Origin of the sequence: Pontixanthobacter luteolus, assembly GCF_009828095.1 — a bacterium.
Classification (GTDB): Bacteria; Pseudomonadota; Alphaproteobacteria; order Sphingomonadales; family Sphingomonadaceae; genus Pontixanthobacter; species Pontixanthobacter luteolus.
The window spans coordinates 1530930-1552333 of record NZ_WTYP01000001.1; the positions used below are offsets into that span (position 1 = coordinate 1530930).

At 59.9% G+C, this 21404-nt stretch carries 18 protein-coding genes; 5 read left to right on the forward strand and 13 right to left on the reverse strand.

Annotated elements, in window-relative coordinates; all coding sequences use genetic code 11:
- The first annotated feature begins 178 nt into the window (after positions 1-178).
- A complete protein-coding gene (locus tag GRI43_RS07455; protein WP_160730373.1) occupies positions 179-775 on the forward strand; it encodes a lysozyme in 597 nt (198 codons plus the stop codon).
- Here GRI43_RS07455 and GRI43_RS07460 read toward each other — a convergent pair.
- From GRI43_RS07460 to GRI43_RS07475, 4 genes are all read right to left on the reverse strand, one after another.
- Complete coding sequence (locus tag GRI43_RS07460; RefSeq protein WP_160730374.1) at positions 772-4965, reverse strand: translocation/assembly module TamB domain-containing protein; 4194 nt, start codon at positions 4963-4965, stop codon at positions 772-774. The two genes, GRI43_RS07455 and GRI43_RS07460, sit on opposite strands and share 4 nt — an antisense overlap.
- Entirely contained in the window at positions 4965-7163 is a 2199-nt protein-coding gene (locus tag GRI43_RS07465; protein WP_235903633.1) for an autotransporter assembly complex protein TamA, read from the reverse strand. Before GRI43_RS07465 ends, GRI43_RS07460 begins: the two co-directional genes overlap by 1 nt.
- Positions 7099-7959 carry an arginyltransferase gene (locus tag GRI43_RS07470; protein ID WP_160730375.1) on the reverse strand — a complete coding sequence of 287 codons (861 nt, stop codon included), beginning with the start codon at positions 7957-7959 and terminating at the stop codon, positions 7099-7101. The genes GRI43_RS07465 and GRI43_RS07470 overlap by 65 nt, the downstream gene beginning before the upstream one ends.
- A gap of 163 nt (positions 7960-8122) precedes the next feature.
- Positions 8123-9352, reverse strand: coding sequence for a threonine ammonia-lyase (locus GRI43_RS07475; RefSeq protein WP_160730376.1), 1230 nt, complete (start codon positions 9350-9352; stop codon positions 8123-8125).
- A 98-nt stretch (positions 9353-9450) separates the two neighbouring features.
- On the opposite strand from GRI43_RS07475, the gene GRI43_RS07480 reads away from it, so the two are divergent.
- From GRI43_RS07480 to GRI43_RS07490, 3 genes are all read left to right on the forward strand, one after another.
- A complete protein-coding gene (locus GRI43_RS07480; RefSeq protein ID WP_160730377.1) occupies positions 9451-10353 on the forward strand; it encodes an NAD(P)-dependent oxidoreductase in 903 nt (300 codons plus the stop codon).
- Complete coding sequence (locus GRI43_RS07485; protein WP_202391610.1) at positions 10350-12026, forward strand: amidohydrolase; 1677 nt, start codon at positions 10350-10352, stop codon at positions 12024-12026. The genes GRI43_RS07480 and GRI43_RS07485 overlap by 4 nt, the downstream gene beginning before the upstream one ends.
- A gap of 318 nt (positions 12027-12344) precedes the next feature.
- Entirely contained in the window at positions 12345-12581 is a 237-nt protein-coding gene (locus tag GRI43_RS07490) for a hypothetical protein (protein WP_160730378.1), read from the forward strand.
- A gap of 295 nt (positions 12582-12876) precedes the next feature.
- On the opposite strand, the gene tatC is transcribed toward GRI43_RS07490, so the two are convergent.
- From tatC to GRI43_RS07535, 9 genes are all read right to left on the reverse strand, one after another.
- A complete protein-coding gene (gene tatC, locus GRI43_RS07495; protein ID WP_160730379.1) occupies positions 12877-13662 on the reverse strand; it encodes a twin-arginine translocase subunit TatC in 786 nt (261 codons plus the stop codon).
- Between the two features lie 18 nt (positions 13663-13680).
- Complete coding sequence (gene tatB, locus GRI43_RS07500; protein WP_160730380.1) at positions 13681-14109, reverse strand: Sec-independent protein translocase protein TatB; 429 nt, start codon at positions 14107-14109, stop codon at positions 13681-13683.
- Positions 14110-14130: 21 nt separating this feature from the next.
- Complete coding sequence (gene tatA / locus GRI43_RS07505; RefSeq protein WP_160730381.1) at positions 14131-14364, reverse strand: twin-arginine translocase TatA/TatE family subunit; 234 nt, start codon at positions 14362-14364, stop codon at positions 14131-14133.
- A gap of 100 nt (positions 14365-14464) precedes the next feature.
- On the reverse strand, positions 14465-15136 hold the full coding sequence (gene scpB / locus GRI43_RS07510) for an SMC-Scp complex subunit ScpB (protein ID WP_160730382.1): 672 nt from the start codon (positions 15134-15136) through the stop codon (positions 14465-14467).
- Positions 15133-15951 (reverse strand): segregation and condensation protein A, encoded by an 819-nt coding sequence (locus GRI43_RS07515; RefSeq protein ID WP_202391611.1) that lies wholly within the window; start codon positions 15949-15951, stop codon positions 15133-15135. The genes scpB and GRI43_RS07515 overlap by 4 nt, the downstream gene beginning before the upstream one ends.
- The gene (gene nagZ, locus GRI43_RS07520; RefSeq protein WP_160730383.1) at positions 15948-16967 is read right to left on the reverse strand and encodes a beta-N-acetylhexosaminidase; all 1020 of its coding nucleotides are present in this window, start codon (positions 16965-16967) and stop codon (positions 15948-15950) included. The genes GRI43_RS07515 and nagZ overlap by 4 nt, the downstream gene beginning before the upstream one ends.
- A 114-nt stretch (positions 16968-17081) precedes the next feature.
- Positions 17082-17783, reverse strand: coding sequence for an SPOR domain-containing protein (locus GRI43_RS07525; protein ID WP_235903634.1), 702 nt, complete (start codon positions 17781-17783; stop codon positions 17082-17084).
- Between the two features lie 2 nt (positions 17784-17785).
- Positions 17786-19555, reverse strand: a complete 1770-nt coding sequence (gene argS / locus GRI43_RS07530; protein WP_160730384.1) for an arginine--tRNA ligase — start codon at positions 19553-19555, stop codon at positions 17786-17788.
- A gap of 94 nt (positions 19556-19649) precedes the next feature.
- Positions 19650-20300, reverse strand: a complete 651-nt coding sequence (locus tag GRI43_RS07535; RefSeq protein WP_160730385.1) for a hypothetical protein — start codon at positions 20298-20300, stop codon at positions 19650-19652.
- Between the two features lie 123 nt (positions 20301-20423).
- On the opposite strand from GRI43_RS07535, the gene ispH reads away from it, so the two are divergent.
- The gene (gene ispH / locus GRI43_RS07540; protein ID WP_160730386.1) at positions 20424-21398 is read left to right on the forward strand and encodes a 4-hydroxy-3-methylbut-2-enyl diphosphate reductase; all 975 of its coding nucleotides are present in this window, start codon (positions 20424-20426) and stop codon (positions 21396-21398) included.
- The last annotated feature ends 6 nt before the right edge of the window (positions 21399-21404 follow it).

Here is a 21404-nt window from a genome sequence, read left to right on the forward strand (position 1 = left end):
CGAGAAAGTTCAGGGCGTCCGGAGAGATCCGGGCGCCCTTTTCTTTGAGCACGGCAAGCCTGCTCCATCTGACCGAACTGATGTCGGCCTTGCCCCGCACCGGCCGAAAAACCATTTTCCTACTGCCTACCCAGCTGTCTATTGGCGCTGCCTCATTCATCATTGAGGCGACGCAGGAATGAACCACAAACCGATTTTTGATGCAGTCCGCAGCATCGCTGGCCGCAAATTCAAAAGAAACGAAATCACCAAGCTGGATAGAGCGATCGAATGCGCCGCAGGCCAGATAGCTTCCTGCCACCCTAGTCCGACCACTGAAATCGGCCCCGAGGGTATCGCGCTGATAAAATCATTCGAAGGGTGCGCACGGCAGCGCACCGACGGACTGGTAGAAGCATATCCTGATCCTGGAACGGGGTCTGCGCCCTGGACCATCGGTTGGGGAGCGACCGGCGCCGGAATTGGGCCGCAGACAGTCTGGACACGGCAAAAATGCGACCAGCGCCTGCAGTCCGATCTCGTCCGGTATGCGCAGGATGTGGCCCGAGAACTCGGCTCCTCCCCCACTAGCCAGACCCAATTCGATGCGCTGGTCAGTTTTCATTATAACACCGGTGCCATTGGCCGTGCCACGCTCACCCAGCTACACAAGCAGGGCGCTTTCAGTGAAGCGCAGGCAGAATTTGCCCGGTGGAACCGGGCCGGCGGACTTATTCTGAAAGGGCTGGTGCGGAGACGGGCGGCAGAGGCGCGCCTGTATGCGCAAGGGACCTAGTAGTCCCGACTGACTTCCACCCGCACGCTTTCACGGCCAATTGTCGATACGCTCGCCAGCAGCGATAGCCAGCTGGTTACCCGGAATTCAGCCTCTGTTGCGCTGTAACCACGCCCGTCAGTGATGATCTCGACGTAGAATTTGCGCCCGATATTCTTGCCCAGTGCAACGCCCGTACCGCGGTCCAGCGCCGGATCGGCCCCGACAATGCGCAGCCGGTCCAAGCCGATAGCGCTGCGCAGCTGATTGATCGGATCAAGGCCGGCCCCGCCCCTGAGGCTGGCCAGCGCCGTGCCCAGCTGAAGCGCGTCGGTTGCAGACAGGCTGGTGATCGATCCGCCGAACAGAAGGCGCGCAAGGATTTCCTCCTCCGGCAGAAGGGGGTTTGAACTGAATGAAATTTCCGGCTGCTGGGCATTGCCCTGCACGCGGACCGTAACGTCCAGACCGTCACGCTCGGTTTCTGCGATGATATCGATGCGGGGATCAATCGGCACATTCGCATCGAAATCGATCCGCCCCCGGGTCAGCTCGAACCGTGTACCGGCAAAGGTGTAATCCCCGCGAACCACCCTTGCCTCGCCTCCGATACGGGGATCGGAAGTGGTGCCGCGAAGCTGAATGTCCGCCTGCCATTCGCTGTCGAGGCCCATACCGTCCACATCGACACGGCTCGGGGCGCGGGCATTGATCAGATAGCGCCACGGGATACGCGCCGACCGCGCCGGTCCGATATCGGCTGCAAGGTTGATCTCGCGGGTCTTGATATCAGGCAATTCGGCGGTGGCATCCATCGCGGAGCCCAGGCGCCAACTTGCCCGGTCAATTTCGACCTTGCCAGCAATTGTTCCCTGATAACCGTCCGACACGATACGCAGCGGCCCCGTTATCACAGCGCGCAACCCGGCTGCGTCAAGCAGGGCCGCGTTTTTGGCCGCCACCTTGATATCCATGCCCGGGCCGCGTTCTGTCAGATTGTCGAGGTCGACGGTGCCGCTGCCCGATACCGTGCCGCCGTTTTCTGTTGTCCCGGCAAAGCGGCTCAGCGTCAGCCGCGAGCCGGCAAAGGTGCCGCGCGCCTTGATGCTGCGCACATCGGTGCCTGAGAGGGAGCTTCGGACACGAAGATTATCGCTGGCGACCGAGCCGCGAACATTGGGGTTGGCTAGCGTTCCGGTGACATTGGCCGATGCATTGAGAGGCCCGGTCAAATCGAACCCTTCGACCCCCGATAGCCGCCACAGGGCAGCCGCCGGGCCGCTGTAGCGAAGCTGAGCGAATAGATCGCCGCGGTTCAGCCGGTCGACCAGTCCGCCAGCACCGGCCAGACCGGTGATACGTGCCTGCAGGCGGCCCCTGCGCTGGCCATCTTCGTCAATCACAGCACGCGCTTCGAGCCTGCTCGCCGAAAGCTGCGAAACAAGCGCCACGTCGATCGGGCTGGACGTCAGGACAAGGCCGGAGCGGGTCAGATCGTCGATCTTCACCCTGGCACTGCCTGTCGGAACACCTCCGCGATTGGCAGTGAACTCCACCTTGCCTGAGACGGTCCCACCAAGGCCGATATCCGCGATTGCGATATCGACCAGCGACAACGGCATTTTATCCATCGCCAGATCGATTGCAGTCATCCCGCCGCCAAATTCACCAGAAACGAGGGTCGATCCATCTCCGTAATTGATCTGGGTTTTCTGCAGCTGCCAACCGCCGTCTTGCTGCGCCACGAAAACTGCCCTGCGCGGCATGGAGATTTGCTTGCCTGCGAAACCGCCTTGCGCTGCAATCGCGATGCGTTCGGGGGCGAAACTGGCGTTCGCCTGAAGCGCGAAGCGGCTGCCTCGCCGCCCTGTGATAGATGCAGTCGCTGTGCCGCGTCCGTCCGTGATCTCTGCCTTGGCAGCCATGCGGCCAACAAACAGTGAACCGTAGCTGAGACCTTCGGCGATCAGATTGCCATCGACCATGCTCGAACCGTTTTTCAAATATCCCCGGGCCTCGATTTCGGCACGAGCAACCGAGATCGGCGTCGCGCCGCCAAAGCTTGCCCGGTTAGCATCAATATCGACTGCAAACCCCTGCCCTCCGTCACGCGTTGCCAACCCGATCCTGCCGTCAAGGCCGCCGCCGCTGAGGTCCAGCCTGCCATTTGCTCCGCCATCGCCAAGCACCAGGTCACCCCGAACGGAAGTCTTCCAGACATTCAGCTCGTTGACTGCAATCCGCGTCGGGCCATCGGCTGGCGATATCAGTCCAATCAGTCCGTTGAATTCGCCAAGCAGCGACTGGCCTTCTGTCTCGATGTTGAAACCGTCATCGCTAGGTGAAATGGCAACCCGGACATCGCGCAGCCCCGCGGCAGGCAGCGGGCTTGCAAACACCAGCTCTGCGACCGGACCGGCATCGTCGAGCGATGCCTCAACCGTGAAGTCGCCGTAATCTGCCTGTGTCCCTCGCCCGGCGAGGCTGGTCGTTCCATCCGCGACGCGGCCATCGAGCTGCAATGTCAGTTTTTGCGCGTTGACCCTGACATTGTTGAAATTGAGCGGCGCCGCTGCACCGATAGAGACCGCGCCGCTTGCGCGGATATCCGGGCCGGCAAGGTTCGCCAGGGTCGCATTCGACACGTCCGGAATCCGGGCATCGAATTGTGTCATCAGCGTCCACGGACGGTTGGCACCAATCCGGAAATCGATCTTGCCGGATCCGTTGACCGTGCCGACATTCTCCAGCGGCAATCCGCGCAGCTGGACCGGACCGACCAGTGCATAACCGCCCCGCGCAGTGTCGCCGCGCAACGCGAGCCGCGCATTGGCGTCGCGGAAGACAATCCCCAAATCGTCCGATAGCAATTTCGACCCGGTGTATATTATCGTGCCGTCCACCGCACCGCTGCCAAGCCGCGGATCGATCAGATCGTTTCCGGTCACAACCGACGCCACTCGCGTATCCAGCGGAAGGGTCCAGCGGGTTCCGTCGAAGGTCGCAGTGCCCTGCTGGACAATATCGGATAGTCTGGTCTCGCCAGACACCAATTGCCCGACGGACAATGTATGTTCGATCGACAGATCACGGAACGCGCCGTCGAGATTTGCGGCCAGAGACGTATTCCCAAGACTGAAACCTTCGCCAAACAAGGCCGGATCAATCAGCTGTGCGTTGATTGAAAAGTCACTGAAACTGTTTCCGGCTAGGTCGACGCTTCCGCGCCCGCTCCCCTGAATCGCACGGGCAGCCATCTGCATCGTTCCGTCAAATTCGCTGGCGACCAGTGTACCCCGCGCGCGCAGCGACACTTTCTGGCCCAGCGCATCCTGCGGCAATCCGCTAAGGATTTGTGCCGGGTAAGCCTGGCCCAGCAGGTCGTATTCGCCGCCTTCGTTGGTTAGCTTGAAGGACGCGAACCGTTCATTGCTGCGCCGGATCACCAGTGCGCCGTCCCAATTGCTCCAAGTGCCATCGCCAAGAATGCGCGCCGTGTAGCCAGCATCTGTACCGAGCAATCCGGCCAGCACCCCGCCCTCGGGCGCGCGGTAATCAAGGTCCAGATCGAACTTGTCGCCATCGGGCTGTGCATCGATCAATGCAAACAGGCGATCTTTCTCACCAAGGTCGCTCTGCGCCTTCACAAAGACCCGGCCATCGCGAATGTCTGCCTCTGCAAGCAGATCGATTACCGGGCTCTGTTCGCCGACAATGCCCGGTGCAATCGTGAGACTGTCGATTTCGAAACGGTCGATGCGGATATCGAAGTCGGGCAGGATCGGCGCGTCCGGATCTCCGGGCAGCAGTTCCGGCATTCGCAGCAAAGTGCCGCGCTTCGCAACCAGATTGCGAACGTCCAGCCCGCTATCGATCCAGCTGAGCGGACGCCAGTCCAGATCGACCTCCGGAATAGTGAGGAATTTGCCCTTGGGATCGTACAGCACCACATCGTGGAGCACGGCCTTGCCAAACAGGTCGCCTTCTATCCTGCCAACTTCGAACCGCATCCCGGAAGCCGGTGCAACCTTCGCGATCTGGTCTGCGATCAGCCGTTTGCCGATCGGGCTGTTGAGCACAGCAGCGAACAACAGCACCGCCGCGATCACGAAGATCACAAATCCTGCAAGCCATTTGCGCCAGCCTTTCGGCTTATCACTATCGGTAGCCTGCGCCGGCTCCGCGCCATCGTTGGTGACAGGTTCGCCCATCAGAAAGCCTGCCCCAGCGAGACATAGACTGCGACCGGGCTATCGTCGGGATCGGGGTTGAGCGGGACGCCCACATCAACCCGGATCGGCCCGAAGCCGGTTTCGTATCTCACGCCGACGCCAACGCCGTATTTGATGAAGCGGAAATCTGGCACCTGTTCAATCGATACCGAGGCAGCATCGACAAACGGGACCACGCTGAGCGCGCCGTCGAAGAAGCCGGTCTGTACGCGCGCCTCCAGCGAAAGTTCGACCAGCGATGAACCGCCCGTTGGCTCTCCCAGATCGTTTTTAGGCCCAATGGACTGATAGCCATAGCCCCGCACCGATCCGCCTCCGCCCGCATACAGCCTGCGCGAAGGTGCAATATTAAAAAATCTCGTGCCGACATTGCTCGCCAGCCGCGTACGCCCGGCCAGAACGACTTTGTCAGTGAACGATTGATAGATGCTCGCATCGATCTGGCCGCGCAGATAAAAGCTTTCGATACCGCTGCTTCGCGATATTTCCGGCGAGAACCGGCCTGCTAGCCTGAAACCTTCGGTCGGGTTGAGCAGGCTGTCAGACGTGTCGATCTGAGCGAACAGCGGAATCGCCCCGACCAGATAGGTTTGGCGCGGTCGGGCGATCCCGCCGATAACCCGGTTACGTTCATCGGTCGCCACCGCTTCCAGCCCCACGCTCCAGCTCAGCGGCTTTTGAAACAGCAGGGTCGAGGTTTTTTCGAATGTCCCAACCAGCGCGATGGTCCGCGCATCGAAAGCGTCGCTATCGACAGTGCTGGCATAGGCATCGACCGTCAGAACGCGGTCGCGCCCCCTGAAATTGTTCTTGCGGAAGGTAACCCCGGCCAGTTGTTCCTGTGTGCCGACGATGCCGCGAACTTTCAGTGACCCTTCTGGCGGAAAGAAATTGCGGTGTTCCCAGCTTGCTTCCAACCTGAAGCCTTCTTCCGATCCGTAGCCGATCGACCCTGCAACCGTGCGCAGCGGGGCCTCCGTCAAATCGACCTCAAGATTGACCGTGCCTGGCGTGTCAGCCGTTGGCGGGGTGACCTCTTTGGGTGTGATCGTGATCGATGAAACGAGGCCGGTAGCGGTAATCGCGCGGCGCAGGTCGAGTTCCAGGCTGCGCTGATATACATCGCCTTCTTCAAAGCGCGCGATCATGGCGAGATGCTTGCCCGACAGGAAACCGGGTTTGGATGATACCACGCCGCCGAAAACATATTTGCCGTTCGGGCTGACAGGCAGTGTCAGCGAGCCGGTCACGGCGCGGTGATCGATGACCAGTTCGGGTTCATTGATCGCAGCAAAGGGGTAACCCGTCTCGCCCAATGCGATATCGAGGTCGATGCGTTCTTCAACGATCTTGTCAGTAAGAACGAAATCACCGGAGAATATCTCGAACGCGGCGCGCAGTTCATCCGCATCGGGCGCGGTGGTCAGATCGCCGAGGTCGATTGCGTCATAAACATAGCGCTGCCCCGGGATGATGTTGAAACGCACCGTTGCTTCTTCGCTGGCGGCGCGTTCTTCACCGGGGGAAATGCCGCCAACGGTCCGGATTACCTGACCATCGTAGTAACCATAAGCCCGCAGAATTTCGTCGAGCAGTTCCTGGTCGGAACGCGCGCGGGCGGCCAGCTGGGCGATGTTGTCGTCCGACCCAGATAGCTGTTCGATCGTCGAAAGTGCTTCGAACCGGTCGATGAAATCCTCGCGCACAGGGAATGCCTGATCGGTCGCCGGAAACGCTAGCGCGACTTCGTCGCTCAGCCGTTCGACTGCAAGGTTCTTGTCGGTTGCGAGGTCAGGCAGGTCGGGTACGGCGAGCTGGATGCTGTCATCCGGCTCCAGCGGCTCGATCGGCTGCAGGTCCAGATCATCGGGCCAGTCCACCGCCAGATCGGGCAAATCTGCCAACGGGGCGTCGGGCTCTACTGAAACTGCGCTGTCGTCTTCCTCGATAGGAGGACCGTTGTCTCGGGCCCAGTCTTCTGGGTTTTCGACAGCGGAATCGGGTATCAGATCGTCGATACCTGCCTGGGGGCTGCTATCTTGCGCCGCAAGCGGACCGGCGATGGAAGCAGAAGCTGCGGCGAAAAGCAGGGCAGCGCGAAGCGCCGGAAAACTAGTTTTGGGGAATGGCCTGATCGGGGCGATACTGTTTCGGATCGCCATCCTTGGCTGGAACATTACCACCGATTTCAGTGCTGCGCTTTGTCGCGGCTGTGCTGGCGATGAGAGCGTCTTGCTGTTCCCGCGAGATACGCTGCCAGCCTTCGGCGGTAAGTTGTTCGATCGGCCGGTAACGGACTTTGTACCGCATTCGGTCCGACCCATCGACCCAATATCCGAGATAGACATAAGGGAGCCCTTGCTCGGCAGCGCGCCGAATATGGTCGAGAATGATATAATTCCCAAGACCTGATCGTGCCTCATGTTCCGGATCGTAAAAACTGTAAATCATCGACAGCCCATCGGACTGGCGATCTGTAAGGCAGGCTCCAACGAGGCGACCCGGTTCCGGCCCGTCAGATGGCTCCCTGTATTCAATGACATAGCTGGTTACTGGGGTGTGCTCAACCATATCCGCATAATCGACTTCGTCCATAGAAGCCATGCCGCCACCTGGATGGCGAACACCGAGATAACGCTGCAGCAGCTCAAACTGTTCCTCAGTCGCCCATGGGCGGCACTCGGTCGCCACAAGGTCGCTGTTCCGACGCAAATTCTTCCGCTGTGTAGCGCTGGATTCAAACGCCTCGGCAACGACCCGGACTGATACACAGGCATTACAGCCGGCGCAGCTTGGACGATAGGCCACCGTTTGGCTGCGGCGGAACCCAATCCGGCCGAGCGCCTCGTTCAGCTGATCCGAATGGTCACCCTTGAGTTCTGTGAACACCTTTCGCTCTTCACGGCCCGGCAAATACGGGCATGGAGCGGGCGTGGTCACAAAGAAGCGGGGGAAACGAACGGGAGCCGTCACGACGGGATGCTGTTCCTCTTGGGCCAAAACGAAATTGCGTGCGAATTGATTGCACTATGCCCATCTTACCGCGTCGGTAAAAGTCCCTTAACCATGAAACATCGTTAACAATTGATTATTTTGCACAATTTCGAAAAGGTTACCGAGGGCCCACAAGGCCCCGTCAGTTCAATTCCACCTGATTGACCTGATAACCCTTTAACCGCATCGACTCGATCAGAGCGTCGAGCTGCTCACGGTCCCGCGCCTCGCACTCGATATCGGTGATCAACCCCTTCGCAGGTAGGCTGGTAAAGATGCGTTGATGGTAGATTTCGATGATGTTGACGTTGTGGTTGTCGAATTCGCGCATCACCTTGAACAGCGAGCCGGGCCGGTCTTGCAGGGTAATCCGCAGCCGTGCCAATCGGCCGGACCGTGCAAGATCGCGCAGCAGCACATTTGCCAGCAGCCGGGTGTCGATATTGCCGCCGCAAAGCACCAGGCCGATCTTGCGGCCCGCAAATTTTTCCGGATTGGCAAGAACCGCCGCAAGTCCCGCTGCGCCTGCGCCCTCGACCACGGTCTTTTCGATCTGCAGCAGCAGCGAAACCGCTTTCTCGAGGTAGTTTTCACTAACCAGCAAAATATCATCGACCCGCTCGGCGATGATCTGCGACGTGAATTCGCCCGGCTCCTTGACCGAGATACCTTCTGCCAGGGAGTCGCCTCCGCAATCCAGCTTCTGACCTTTGATCTTTGCGTACATCGAGGGATAGAGTTCGGCCTGGACCCCGATCACTTCCATGTCGGGTTTCAGTGCGCGCGCAACAGTCGCCATTCCCGATAGCAATCCCCCGCCGCCGATCGGAGTTACGATGCAATCAAGATCGGGGGCATCCTCGAACATCTCGAGTGCCACGGTACCCTGCCCGGCCGCGACGTTGGGTTCATCAAACGGGTGCACGAACGTCAGGCCGAGCTCTTTCTCCAGCTTGCAGGCATGCGCATAAGCATCATCGAAAGTCTCGCCATGCAGCACGACATTGCCGCCGACACTCTCGGTCTGCATGACCTTCACCGTGGGTGTCGGGCGCGGCATCACGATTGTGACAGGAACACCAAGCCGCCGCCCGTGATAACTCAAACCTTGCGAATGGTTGCCGGCAGACGCGGCAATGACGCCGCGCTTTCGCTGTTCTTCGGTGAGGTGCAGCAACGCGTTCAGCGCGCCGCGTTCTTTGTATGCAGCGGTGAATTGCTGGTTCTCGAACTTCAGCCAGATTTCCGCACCGGTAATTTCCGACAGCGTAATGCTGTGCATCGTGGGCGTGCGCACTACAGCGCCTTCGATCCGCTTGGCGGCGGCACGAATTGTATCGATGGTCAGAAGATCTGTCGGTTTCTCGCTCATGACGGTGGGGTAAGCGAAAACCGATAATTGGGGAACACATGATTGGCTTTGGGCGGATATGCATTTGCTTTGACAGCCATCTCGCTTAACCACAGCACATGACTGACAGATACGATATCGCCTTTATCGGGCTTGGCGTGATGGGCGGACCGATGGCGGGCCACCTCGCAAAAGCCGGGCACCGCGTCATAGCGTTCAACCGAACCGGCTCACGCGCGCACGAATGGCTAGCGCAGCAGCGTGAACAGGGGCTCGACTGTGATAGCGCGCCCACCCCGGCGGCAGCCGCCGAAAATGCCGACATTGTCATCAGCTGTGTTGGCAATGACAGCGATTTGGCAGAGGTTCTGCTTGGCGACGACGGGGCACTGCAATCGATGCCGCAGGGCAGCCTGCTGATTGATCATACCACGGTTTCAGCGAAAATGGCCCGCTGGATCGACGAAAAATGCGCCGAGCAACAGGTTGCTGCGATCGACGCCCCTGTTTCCGGCGGGCAAGCCGGCGCTGAGAACGGCGCTCTTGCGATCATGTGCGGCGGAGACAGCGGCGCATTCGAGCGCGCCGAACCTGTGATGCAGGCATATGGCCGCCGGATCGTTCACGTCGGCCCTGCTGGCGCGGGCCAGACAACCAAAATGGCCAATCAGATGTGCATCGCCGGGGTCCTTGGCGGGCTGAGCGAAGCAATTCGACTGGTTCAGGCATCCGGTATAGATTCCGACAAGGTGCTGGAGGCGATATCGGGCGGCGCAGCGCAAAGCTGGCAAATGGAAAACCGCTGGCAAACCATGGTCGCCGGGGAATTCGACTTCGGCTTTGCAGTCGACTGGATGCGCAAGGACCTCGCCTATGCGCTGGATGAAGCGAAAAGGCTTGGTCTCGACAGCCCGGTGACGGCGTTGGTCGACAGTTTCTATCAGGAAATTCAGGAAATGGGCGGGGGCCGTCAGGATACAAGCTCCCTGATACGCCGCCTACCGGAAGGAAATCCTCAATGACAAAGTCCCGCTCGTTCAAAGCGTTGGTCGCCGCGATGTGCACCGCCGCCGCCTTTGTTTCAGTGCCGGCGCACGCAGATCAGCTGATCGACAATGTGCAGGGCATCCGCATCAACGAGGACGGCAAGGCAGAACGGTTCACCGCCTTGCTGGTCGGCGACGATGGCAAGATCGAACAGGTTCTCAAGCGCGGCGATCCCATGCCGGAAGGCGTAGAGTACCGGCTGGACGGCCAAGGCAAATATCTGATCCCCGGACTGATCGACTCTCACCTGCACGTCATGGGTCTCGGCTTCGGTGCACTCACGCTCGACCTGTCCGGCACCAATTCGCTGGCGGAAGCCCAGGAAGTGATTGCCAATTACGCGGCGGAGAATCCCCAGGTTCGATGGATCATCGGACGCGGCTGGAATCAGGAAAAATGGGGCCTCGGCCGCTTCCCCACAGCAGCCGAACTGGATGCGGTCGTCGCAGATCGGCCAGTATGGCTCGAGCGGGTGGACGGTCATGCTGGCTGGGCGAATACCATGGCGATGGATCTTGCCGGTGTCAGCGCTGCGACCAAGGCGCCCTCTGGCGGTAACATCGTGCGCGCTTCTGGCAGCCGACAGCCGACCGGAATTTTCGTAGATAACGCCGCCGCACTGGTGCAAAAGGCTGTGCCCACCCCGCGCCCGGAAGACCGTGATCTCGCGCTATCCAAGGCGCAGGAAATCCTCCTTTCCTACGGCATCACCGCCGCAGCCGACATGGGCACAACGATAGAGGATTGGCAATCATTTCGCCGGGCCGGCGATAACGGGTGGCTGCGGATGCGCATCATGTCCTACGCCGCCGGTGTCGGTGCGATGGAGCTGATTGGCGGCCCTGGCCCCTCTCCCTGGCTATATGAGGACAAGCTTCGGCTGAACGGGGTGAAACTGTATCTCGATGGTGCTCTGGGATCACGCGGGGCGTGGCTGAAAAAGGATTATGCCGATGATCCGGGCAATACCGGACTCCCGCTGCAAACCCCCGACCAGCTGAGAAATCTCATGAGCCGTGCCGCGCTCGACCGGTTCCAGCTTGCGATCCACGCGATCGGCGATGCGGCTAACAGCGAAGTGCTGAATGCGATCGAAGAACTTTCGTTCACCTATGAAGGCGACCGCCGTTGGCGCATCGAACATGCACAAATCGTGGATGCCGCCGAGCTCGCCAAATTCGGAAAGCATGGGACCATCGCTTCGATGCAGCCAGTGCACCAGACATCCGACCGGACAATGGCAGAGGCGCGGCTTGACCCTCCTCGCCTCGAAGGGGCTTATGCCTGGCGCAGTATGCTTGGAAACGATGCCGGGCTGGTTTTCGGATCTGACGCTCCCGTCGAATCGCCCGACCCGTTTGCCGGACTGGCCGCGGCAATCTCGAGAACCGGGCCGGACGGCAAGCCATTCGGCGGCTGGCGCCCTGAAGAGGTCGTGAATCGGGAAGAGGCACTGGCCGGATTTACCTCATGGGGCGCTTATGCCGGATTCGCGGAAGGCAAATTCGGCCGGCTGGCTCCGGGCGAACGCGCTGATTTCGTATTCATTGACCGCGATCTGTTGTTGGCATCGCCGTCAGAGATTCGCGAAACAAAGGTACTCCAGACCTGGGTTGGCGGAATGCGGGTTTATTCGGCCGACCAATAGCCCCTTTATTGCGTCGTATCATCCTGAATTGGCAACGGTTCGCCGAAATTTCCAAGATATTGCTTGGGCTTAACCATTTTGAAACCTTAACCACCCAAGTGAGGTATCCGGCGCTCGAAAGATTGAATTTTGTTCGGAACCAGCTTGTTTTTGAGCCGTTTAGCAGCTGAACCGGACGCGGTAATTAACTAGGATAAGTGTTACAATTCGGTAACATATCGCGAAAAGCGAGACTGAATTAGGACTTGCCTCACTTCGCAGACTACCGTAGGTGGTCGATGAGATTAAACGAATAGAGAGCTCTAAGGAGACGATTGAATGAAGTTCCGTAACCTGCTTGCCGCTACCGCGGCCGTATCGATGGCAGCCTCGCCTGCAATGGCACAAAGTGCAAATGCTGACCGTGTTGCTGCTCCGGCTGCTGATGAAAGCCAGCTCGGCGGTGACTCCGGCGGCGCCGGCATCATTCTCGCAATTCTTGCAGCTGCTGCAATTATCGCTGGTATCGTTATTGCTGGTGGCAACGAAGACGACGACGCACCTGCTAGCCCATAAGGCTCGGCACCAGTCGAACAAATTGAGCGGGGTCTTCGGGCCCCGTTTTTTTGTGCCTTGCGTCGGCGTGATCGGAAATGACGGCGGGGTCTGGGAACGCTAGCTGGCCGCTCGCCATGGTCGAAGTGCCTGAGCACGTGAAACGAGCCCGAAAGGTCCTGCTACTACGGCAAGCGTTACACCGAAATTGAATAGTCTATCCTGGCTGAACGTCCGGGGGCGCGTCTCTGCACGAGATCACATCAAGACGCTGATTGAACTGGAGCCTTGGTTAGACTCGCACCCAAGTGCAGCCCTAATCAGTAGCAGCCGCTTCCTCGGATGCCTCGGCCGCCTTGCGCTGCCTTCGTTCGGTCAGCCGCATGATCAGCAGCGACCCCTCGAACAACAATAGAAGCGGTACGGCCAGGATTAGCTGCGAACCGGGGTCCGGCGGGGTCACGATCGCCGCAACCGCCACAACCAGTACAACAACGTAGCGCCGTGCACCTGCAAGCTGCTTGCGGTCTACAATCCCTGCCCTGTTCAGTAGCAACAGCAATACTGGCAGCAGAAAGCTGATTCCGAATGCCAGAATGAATTGCATAACCAGGCCAAGATACTCGTTTGCGCTTGGCAGTGCCTCGATTTCGAGTCCGCCAGTCTGCCCCTGAAATCCCAGAAACCAGCTGAATGCGGTCGGCATCACAACGTAGTATGCCAGCGCCGCGCCAGAGGTAAAAAGGATCGGCGTCGCAATGATAAACGGCAGAAAGGCCTTCTTTTCTTTCGCATAAAGGCCCGGTGCGACGAACGCCCATAGCTGGTTCGCGATGATCGGAAAGCTGAGGCAGAAGCCGGCAAAAATCGCCACCTTCAACTCGACGAAGAAAACCTCGTAAAGCTTGGTGAAGATCAATTGCCCTTCGCCGTCGGGAAATGCGCCCTTGAGCGGCTGGACAAGGAAACCGAGGATCGGATCTGCAAAGTACAGACATATGCAGAAAGCGACCACGAGTGCGAGAACGCAGCGCACGAGCCGTCCGCGCAGTTCAATCAGATGATCGAGCAGCGGAGCCTGTGTGTCGTCAATATCTTTCATTCCGAGCGCCACGACCGATCAATCCTTTGGCGCAGGGGTATTGAGGGGAAGCGAGCGCTGCTCGGTTTCTGTATCCGCCTCTACCTGCGCGGCTGCTTCAACGTCTGCGCTCTCCGCCCGGCTCTCTGCCGTGGCGGATGCTGCAGACTCAGCGTGAGTCTGCATTTCCGACCCGCCATTCTCGGCGCTCGGTAGCGGCCTCATCTCGCCCTGCGGAGTTTCGGCCATAATCCGCTCGTTCTGCTCTTTCCACTTGCGCTCCATGTCCTCCATCTCGGCTTCGCGCACCATCGCGTCGAAGCCACTGCGGAATTGCGCGGAAACCCGCCGGATCTTGCCGACCCACCGGCCTGCCACACGCAAGGCCGCGGGCATATCCTTGGGGCCGATCACGATAATCGCGACGACGACTATGAGCAGGAGTTCAAGAGCGCCGATGTCGAACATTCGATTGGCGGCTTTTCCGGATTAATCTGTGCGGTCTGCGGTCTTGCCGGGCTGCTTCTCTGGCGAGGCGTCGACAGCAGGCCCTTCGATCGAACCGGTAGGCTTGGCCTGTGCCGATTCGTCTTCGTTCATGCCTTGCTTGAAGCTTTTGATGCCTTTGCCGAAATCACCCATCATCTCAGAAATGCGCCCGCGCCCGAAAAGGACCAGGATGACGAGCGCGATAATGATAAGTTGCCAGGGGCCGAGCGACATGATGAATTGTCCGTATTGGTGTTTCGCAGTTACCCGGTCAATATAGGGATTAACTCAGCCCAACGCCAGCGATTGCAGTCGCGGGAAGCGATAACCGGGATTACTCGCCCGGCTCTTTGCCATCATCTTCGATGGCAGACTGATCAGTCCGGGGCATGTCGGCTTCGGTTTCCGGCGCATCCGCAACGCCCTGCGGCTCATCTGTTTCGATCAATGCATCATAGGCCTCGTCGACGGGATCGAGCAGACCGGCGGCACGCAGTTCGTCCAGCCCCGGCAAGTCTTTGCGGGTCTGCAAGCCGAAGTGCTGCAGGAATTCAGCCGTGGTTGCATAAATCACCGGACGTCCCGGCACTTCCCGCCGGCCGGCAATCTTGATCCAGCCGGCTTCCATCAGGACATCTACGGTGCCCTTGGCCGTTTGCACGCCGCGAATCGATTCGATCTCGGCCCGGCTGACCGGCTCGTGATACGCGACGATCGCAAGGACTTCGGTCGCAGCGCGGGACAGGCGGCGCACCTGCTCCCGCTCTCTCCTCAGCAAGTGTGCAAGGTCCGGCGATGTCTGGAAATGCCATTTCCTGCTTCGTTCAACCAGCTCGATACCGCGGCCTTCGTAATGGTCCGCCAATTGCCGGACCGCCTCACGCACTGCGGGCAGATCGGCATCTCCAAGATGCCCGGCGAGAGCTTCCAGCGTCATCGGCTCTTCTGCGGCAAACAGCGTCGCTTCGACCGCGCGCTGCAAATCATCGGGTTTGGTTCCGCTCATTGTGCGCCCTGCCCCCTGATCCGCCGAAGCCGCATCTCACCGAAAATCTCGTCTTGCGAGATTTCCGCTTTGCCCATCCGGGCGAGTTCCAGCGCGGCGACAAAACTGGATGCCAGCGCCGATTTGCGCAGCCGCGGCTCTGCATGGGGCGGAAGGAATTCCTCCAGCGTCATCCAGTCCAGCGTAACGCCAAGCATGCTGGACACCCGGTCCAGCGCACTTTCAAGCGTCATCACGGGCCGTTCGCGGACCATATGAACCGCTGGGGCCGTGCGGGCCTTCACCTGCCCATAGCCCTGGATGAGCATGTACATATCGCACTGCCACTGGGTCTTGCGATCAATCCGCAAGCCTTCGGGTGCCCCGCGAAGGAAGACATCCCGCCCGATCCGGTCCCGGGCCATCAGGCGTGCAGCGGATTCGCGCATTGCACCCAAGCGTTGCAGGCGAAGCTGCAACTTCAGCGCAAGTTCTTCGGGGCTTGGGTCTTCCTGCTCTTCCTTGGGAAGCAGCATCGAGGATTTGAGATAGGCCAGCCATGCGGCCATCACCAGGTAATCGGCCGCCAGCTCCAGTTTGAGCGCCTCTGCACGGTCGATATAGTCGAGATACTGGTCAACCAGCGCGAGGATCGAGATTGCCCGAAGGTCGACTTTCTGTCTGCGCGCAAGGTCGAGCAACAGATCGAGTGGCCCCTCCCATCCATCCAGTTCAAGATAGAGAGAGGTGTCCTCCCCTTCCTTGGTGGCAGGGGCAATCCAGTCCGAATCGCCGGCCTGATCATCCGCCGTGAACATCAGGCCGTTCTCGCTCATGCGGCGTTCTCCGCTATCGCCAGCAAGCTGTCACGCTTGGCGAGCAATTCGCGTTTGTCCCCTTCCGAACCGCTTAGCCGCGTGAGTGCCAATGCACGTTCCAGCCGGGCCAGGGCCTTTTCAGTCATCGCGGGAACGCGCCCAGCGATCTGCTGCATCTCATCCATCTTGGCCCAGCAATTGAGCACGACATCGCAGCCTGCGGCGATGGCCCTTTCCGAACGGTCGGCGACTGAACCCGATAGGGCTTCCATGTCGATGTCATCGGTCAGCAGCAGGCCGTCGAAACCGATCCGTCCGCGAATAATCGTTTCGATTATATAGGGGGACAGAGTTGCCGGCTGGTCTTCATCCCAAGCGGTGAACAGCAGATGCCCGGTCATTCCGATGGGGGCGTCGGCCAAAGTCCTGAAGGGGGCGATGTCCCACTCCAGTTCGGCATCCGAAGCGGTTACGGTGGGCATTTCCTTGTGCGTATCGGTTGTCGTGCGGCCATGCCCAGGCATGTGCTTGATGCATCCGGCAATCCCCGCCTTTGCGAAACCATCCAAAATGGCGCGCCCAAGCGCGGCAACCTGCACCGGCTCAGCACCCAAGGCACGGTCGCCGATCACGTCGTGCGCCCCTTCCTGACGAACATCGAGAGGCGGATGATAATCCACCGTGATGCCCATTTCAGCCAGTTCCAACCCCATGGCCCAGGCGTTCACGCGCGCAGCCTCGATCGCGCTGGCTGGAGCAATCTGGTAAAGTTTGTCGAAGACTTCGCCAGCGGGAAACGGCGACCAGAGCGGCGGGCGAAGTCTCGCCACCCGGCCGCCCTCCTGATCGATGGAAACCAGCAGCCTGTCGCGCCCGTGAAGATCACGCAGCGAGTCAGTCAGCGCACGCAGTTGCTCTGGATTTTCGCAATTGCGGCCAAACAGGATGTAACCCGCCGGGTCAGCCTCGCGGAAAAAGGACCGCTCATCAGCAGTCAGGGTTGCTCCGGCCAGACCGAAAATCGCGGGTGTCATGGACTGAAAGTCGCAGCCTCATGCAGCTTGTGCAAGCGTATTTACCGCCAGCAATGTGGACAATTTGCCGCTTGGGAAACGGGCGGCTGCACGAGCCGCCCGGTCCTCATCCAATCAGCGCTTGACCTGGCAGGCCACGCCATCCGATTTCAGCGCCGAACACAGCGCCCGCGCCGATGCCGCATCGCCGGCCATGGCTTGCAGACGGAAGACTGTGCCGATGTCGGCCTTACCTTCTTCGATCCGGTATTTGACGCCTTGCAGCGCTTCGGTCTGCCCGCGCAGCGTGTTCCAGCCGGCCAGCGCGCTTTCGCGGGTTGAAAAAGCACCCACCTGCACCGCGACACCGCTCGCCGCAGCCGTAGCTTCCGAAGACGATGCAGCAGCGTCGATGCTTGGCCGCGGAGTTTCTTCCGCTGCGATCCGGCCTTCGGTCGTCTTGCCTTCACCTACGCCGGGAGCAACATTGCCGGTCCCTTCGAATGTCTTGCCACCGGCATCATCCGGTTTTTCCTTGATCGGTCCCTCAGGCGCCTCGATCGTGCCGCCCTGCTCAACCAGATCGGGATCAGTGCTGCGATTGGAAAACCACCAGATAAGCGCAACGAGAAGGGCAACCGCCAACAGGCCGAGAAGGGCAAAACCGACCAGACGACCGGTGTCGTATCCCTCTTCCTCTTCGTCATAATCCGATTCGAGCCACGGCAGCGGCTCGTCTTCTTCGACCAGACCCAGATCTTCGCTGGTTTCCGCCTCATAGTCCTCACCCTCGAACGGCTCTTCGCCGTCCCGGTCGTTCCCCTCATGGACCATCATTGTTACATCTCCTCGACGGCTTCGACCCCAAGCAGGGCCAGCCCGTTACGGATAACCTGCCCGATCTGCGACGCCAGGAAAAGTCTCGCAGCGCTCAATTCCGGATTCTGTGCCACGATGAAGCGTTTTTCAGGGCGGTCATTGCCCAGATTCCAGTAGGAATGAAACGCTGCGGCGAGGTCATACAGGAAGAATGCGATCCGGTGCGGCTCGCGCGCCAGAGCTGCTGCTTCCACGATACGCGGGAATTGCGCCGCCTGTTTTACTAGGGCAAGCTCCTCTGCGCCGAGCAATTCGATCGCGTCGGCAGAAGGTTCGAATCCTTCAGCTGCACCCTTGCGCAAGGTCGAGCTGATCCGCGCATGGGCATATTGGACATAGAAGACAGGGTTGTCTTTGGATGCCTCGACCACCTTGGCAAAATCGAATTCCATCTGCGCTTCGGGTTTGCGCGTCAGCATCGTGAAGCGGACTACGTCCTTGCCGACTTCCTTGACCACGTCGGCCAGCGTCACAAAAGTGCCTGAGCGCTTGGACATTTTGACCGGTTCGCCGCCGCGCAGCAGCTGGACCATCTGAACCAGCTTAACATCGAACGGGATAGTCTTACCCTGCCCTTCGCCCAGCGCGGCCACTGCGGCCTTGATCCGCTTGACCGTGCCAGCGTGGTCAGCACCCCAGATATCGATCAGTGCATCGGCCTTCTCCGCCTTTTGCATGTGATAGGCGAGATCGGCCCCGAAATAGGTCCATTTCCCATTGGACTTCTTGATTGGCCGGTCTTGGTCGTCACCGAATTTGGTCGAGCGGAACAGTGGCAATTCCACCGGTTCCCAATCGTCAGGCGTTTTGCCTTTCGGCGCTTCCAGAATGCCGTCGAACACAAGATCATGCTCACGCAGCCATTTTTCCGCTGCTTCCGGCTTGTGCGCCGCTTGCAGTGCGGCTTCCGAAGCAAACTCGTCATGCTCGATACCGAGCAGTTTGAGGTCGGCCTTGATCAGCCCCATCATCTGTTCGACGGCTTCAGCGCGGAAAATCGCGAGCCATTCTTCTTCCGGCTCGTCCTTGAACCGGTCACCCAGTTCCTGAGCCAGATATTGGCCCACCGGAATCAGGTAATCGCCCGGATAAAGTCCCTCGGGAATAGCGCCGATGTCTTCGCCCAGCGCCTCGCGGTAACGCAGGTGCGCGGACCGCGCGAGCACGTCCACCTGACCGCCCGCGTCGTTGATGTAATATTCGCGAACGACATTGTGCCCGGCATATTCAAGCAGCGATGCCAGCGCATCGCCAACCACCGCACCGCGGCAGTGGCCCATGTGCATCGGGCCGGTCGGATTGGCCGATACATATTCGATGTTCACGGTCGATCCGCCGCCCAGGTCTGACCGGCCATATGTCGCGCCAAGTGCGGCGATGGCCTGCAATTCGCGCTGCCAGGCAAGATCAGACAGACGCATATTGATGAAGCCGGGGCCAGCGATGTCAGCGGAAACAATGTCGGGATCAGCGGTGAGCTTCTCGACAATTTTGCCGGCAAGCTCGCGCGGATTTGTCTTCGCATGCTTGGCCAGAACCATCGCAGCATTGGTTGCAAGGTCGCCGTGGCTTGCATCGCGCGGCGGCTCCACCGTCACGTTCGAGTGAGGTGTTTCCGGCGGGAGAGCGCCTTCGGCTTCAAGCGCGGCGAGAACTGCACCGACCTTCTCGGCGAAGGCGGCGTGCAATGTGTGCAGCTCCGGAGCTGCTACTGATGTGTTTTCAGACATGCCGCGCGACTAGCCGAACTGGCCAGAATCGCAAGCATTCCGCACCGCAGAAGCGTAGTGTTGGCGAAATTAGTCGGCGCTTTGCGGGTCGCGCTTAGCGGGTCGCGTTGAACGCCAGTTGAGCCTCGGTCAGCTGGAAGCCGACAAGAAGTTCGAACGTTGCCCGTGTCAGGGCGGCGCGGACTTCCGGATCGGCCAGCGGATCAAGCGCGGCATCGGGATCGCCCGCCTTGCGCTTGCGGGTGATCTTTTCGCGGATATCGGCCGGCAGCGTGGCTGCGGAACGATCGACAAATGCCCCGCCTTTGCCGGTTGCCTGAGCGCGTTCCTGCCCGTCTGCGAATGTGAGCGTTACCGAACCGATGCGCTTCGCCTGAACTGCAGATCCGCCCTGCAAGACGGTTGTGAAGTAAGGCAGAGTTACCGTTCGCTGGCCGCGTGTGTCGGTGCGGCGCGCAAGCACGTCGAAGCTCGCTTCGGCATACACCTTCTCACCCGTTTCGTTGCACGTGCTGCGCAGATTGGTGATCGCCGCCACCACATCGATCTGGTCGGCCGTGGTCGCGCCCGGCGTACGGAAGGTCGTGATATCGCCAGTGTAGTCGGGAATACCAACCGCAGGGCAAGCCGTGCGGACTGCTGTGATCCCCACGCCCTGGTTCACGACCAGATCGCCTTCTTTCGCACAACCAGCGAGCGTACCCGCCAAAATAGCGAGAATAAGCGATGGGCGATGGAGTTTCATGCAGCAGAGTCCTTCACAATTTCGTTCCACGATCCTAGCTAGGCAGCGGATGCAGCCCCAGCTTGGCATCAATGATTTTCACGGCCCTAGCGGGCCATCGCGCAAAGCGCTAGAGGCCTGCATATGAACGCCCCCTTGCAATCCACGAAAGCGAGCGCGACCAAACCCGCGCTGACCATCCTGATCGCCGCCCCTCGCGGATTTTGCGCAGGTGTCGATCGGGCGATCGAAATCGTCGAGCGTGCGCTCGAACGCTATGGCGCGCCCGTCTATGTCCGCCATGAAATCGTGCACAACAAGTTCGTTGTCGACGGGCTGAGGCAAAAAGGCGCCATCTTCGTCGAGGAACTGGATCAGGTGCCCGATGGGGCGCCGGTCGTATTCAGCGCCCACGGCGTTCCCAAGGCAGTCCCGGCAGAGGCGGATCGCAGGGGCCTCGATTATCTCGACGCGACCTGCCCGCTGGTCAGCAAGGTTCACCGCCAGGCGGAACGCCAGATAGAGGCAAATCGCCATATCGTGTTCGTCGGCCACCGCGGTCATCCCGAAGTCATCGGCACCATGGGACAGGTGCCGGAAGGCACGATGACCCTGGTCGAGACGGTGGAAGATGTTGAGGCTCTTAGCCTCGCGGCAGACCAGCCGCTCGCTTTCCTGACGCAAACCACGCTCTCGGTCGATGACACGCATGAAATAGTGCGAGCGTTGCAGACCAAATTTCCGCACATCGTCGGACCGAAGGCGGAAGACATCTGCTATGCCACGTCCAACCGGCAGGCAGCGGTGAAGAAAATTGCGCCTGGCAGCGATCTGGTGCTGGTGATCGGGGCAGGAAACAGCTCCAATTCGCTCAGGCTGGTCGAGGTTTCCCAGAAGTGCGGCACCGATGCCAAACTGATCCGGCGTGCATCGGAAATCGACCCCGCATGGCTCGAAGGGGTTGGTACACTGGGCCTGACTGCCGGCGCTTCCGCACCGGAAGAACTCGTCCGCGAAGTGGTCGCCAAGCTGTCCGAATGGCGCGAAGTTGAAGAGCACACGCTGGTCACCGCAGAAGAAAAGATGGTCTTCAAGCTGCCGCGCCAGCTGACAGACTAAGGTACT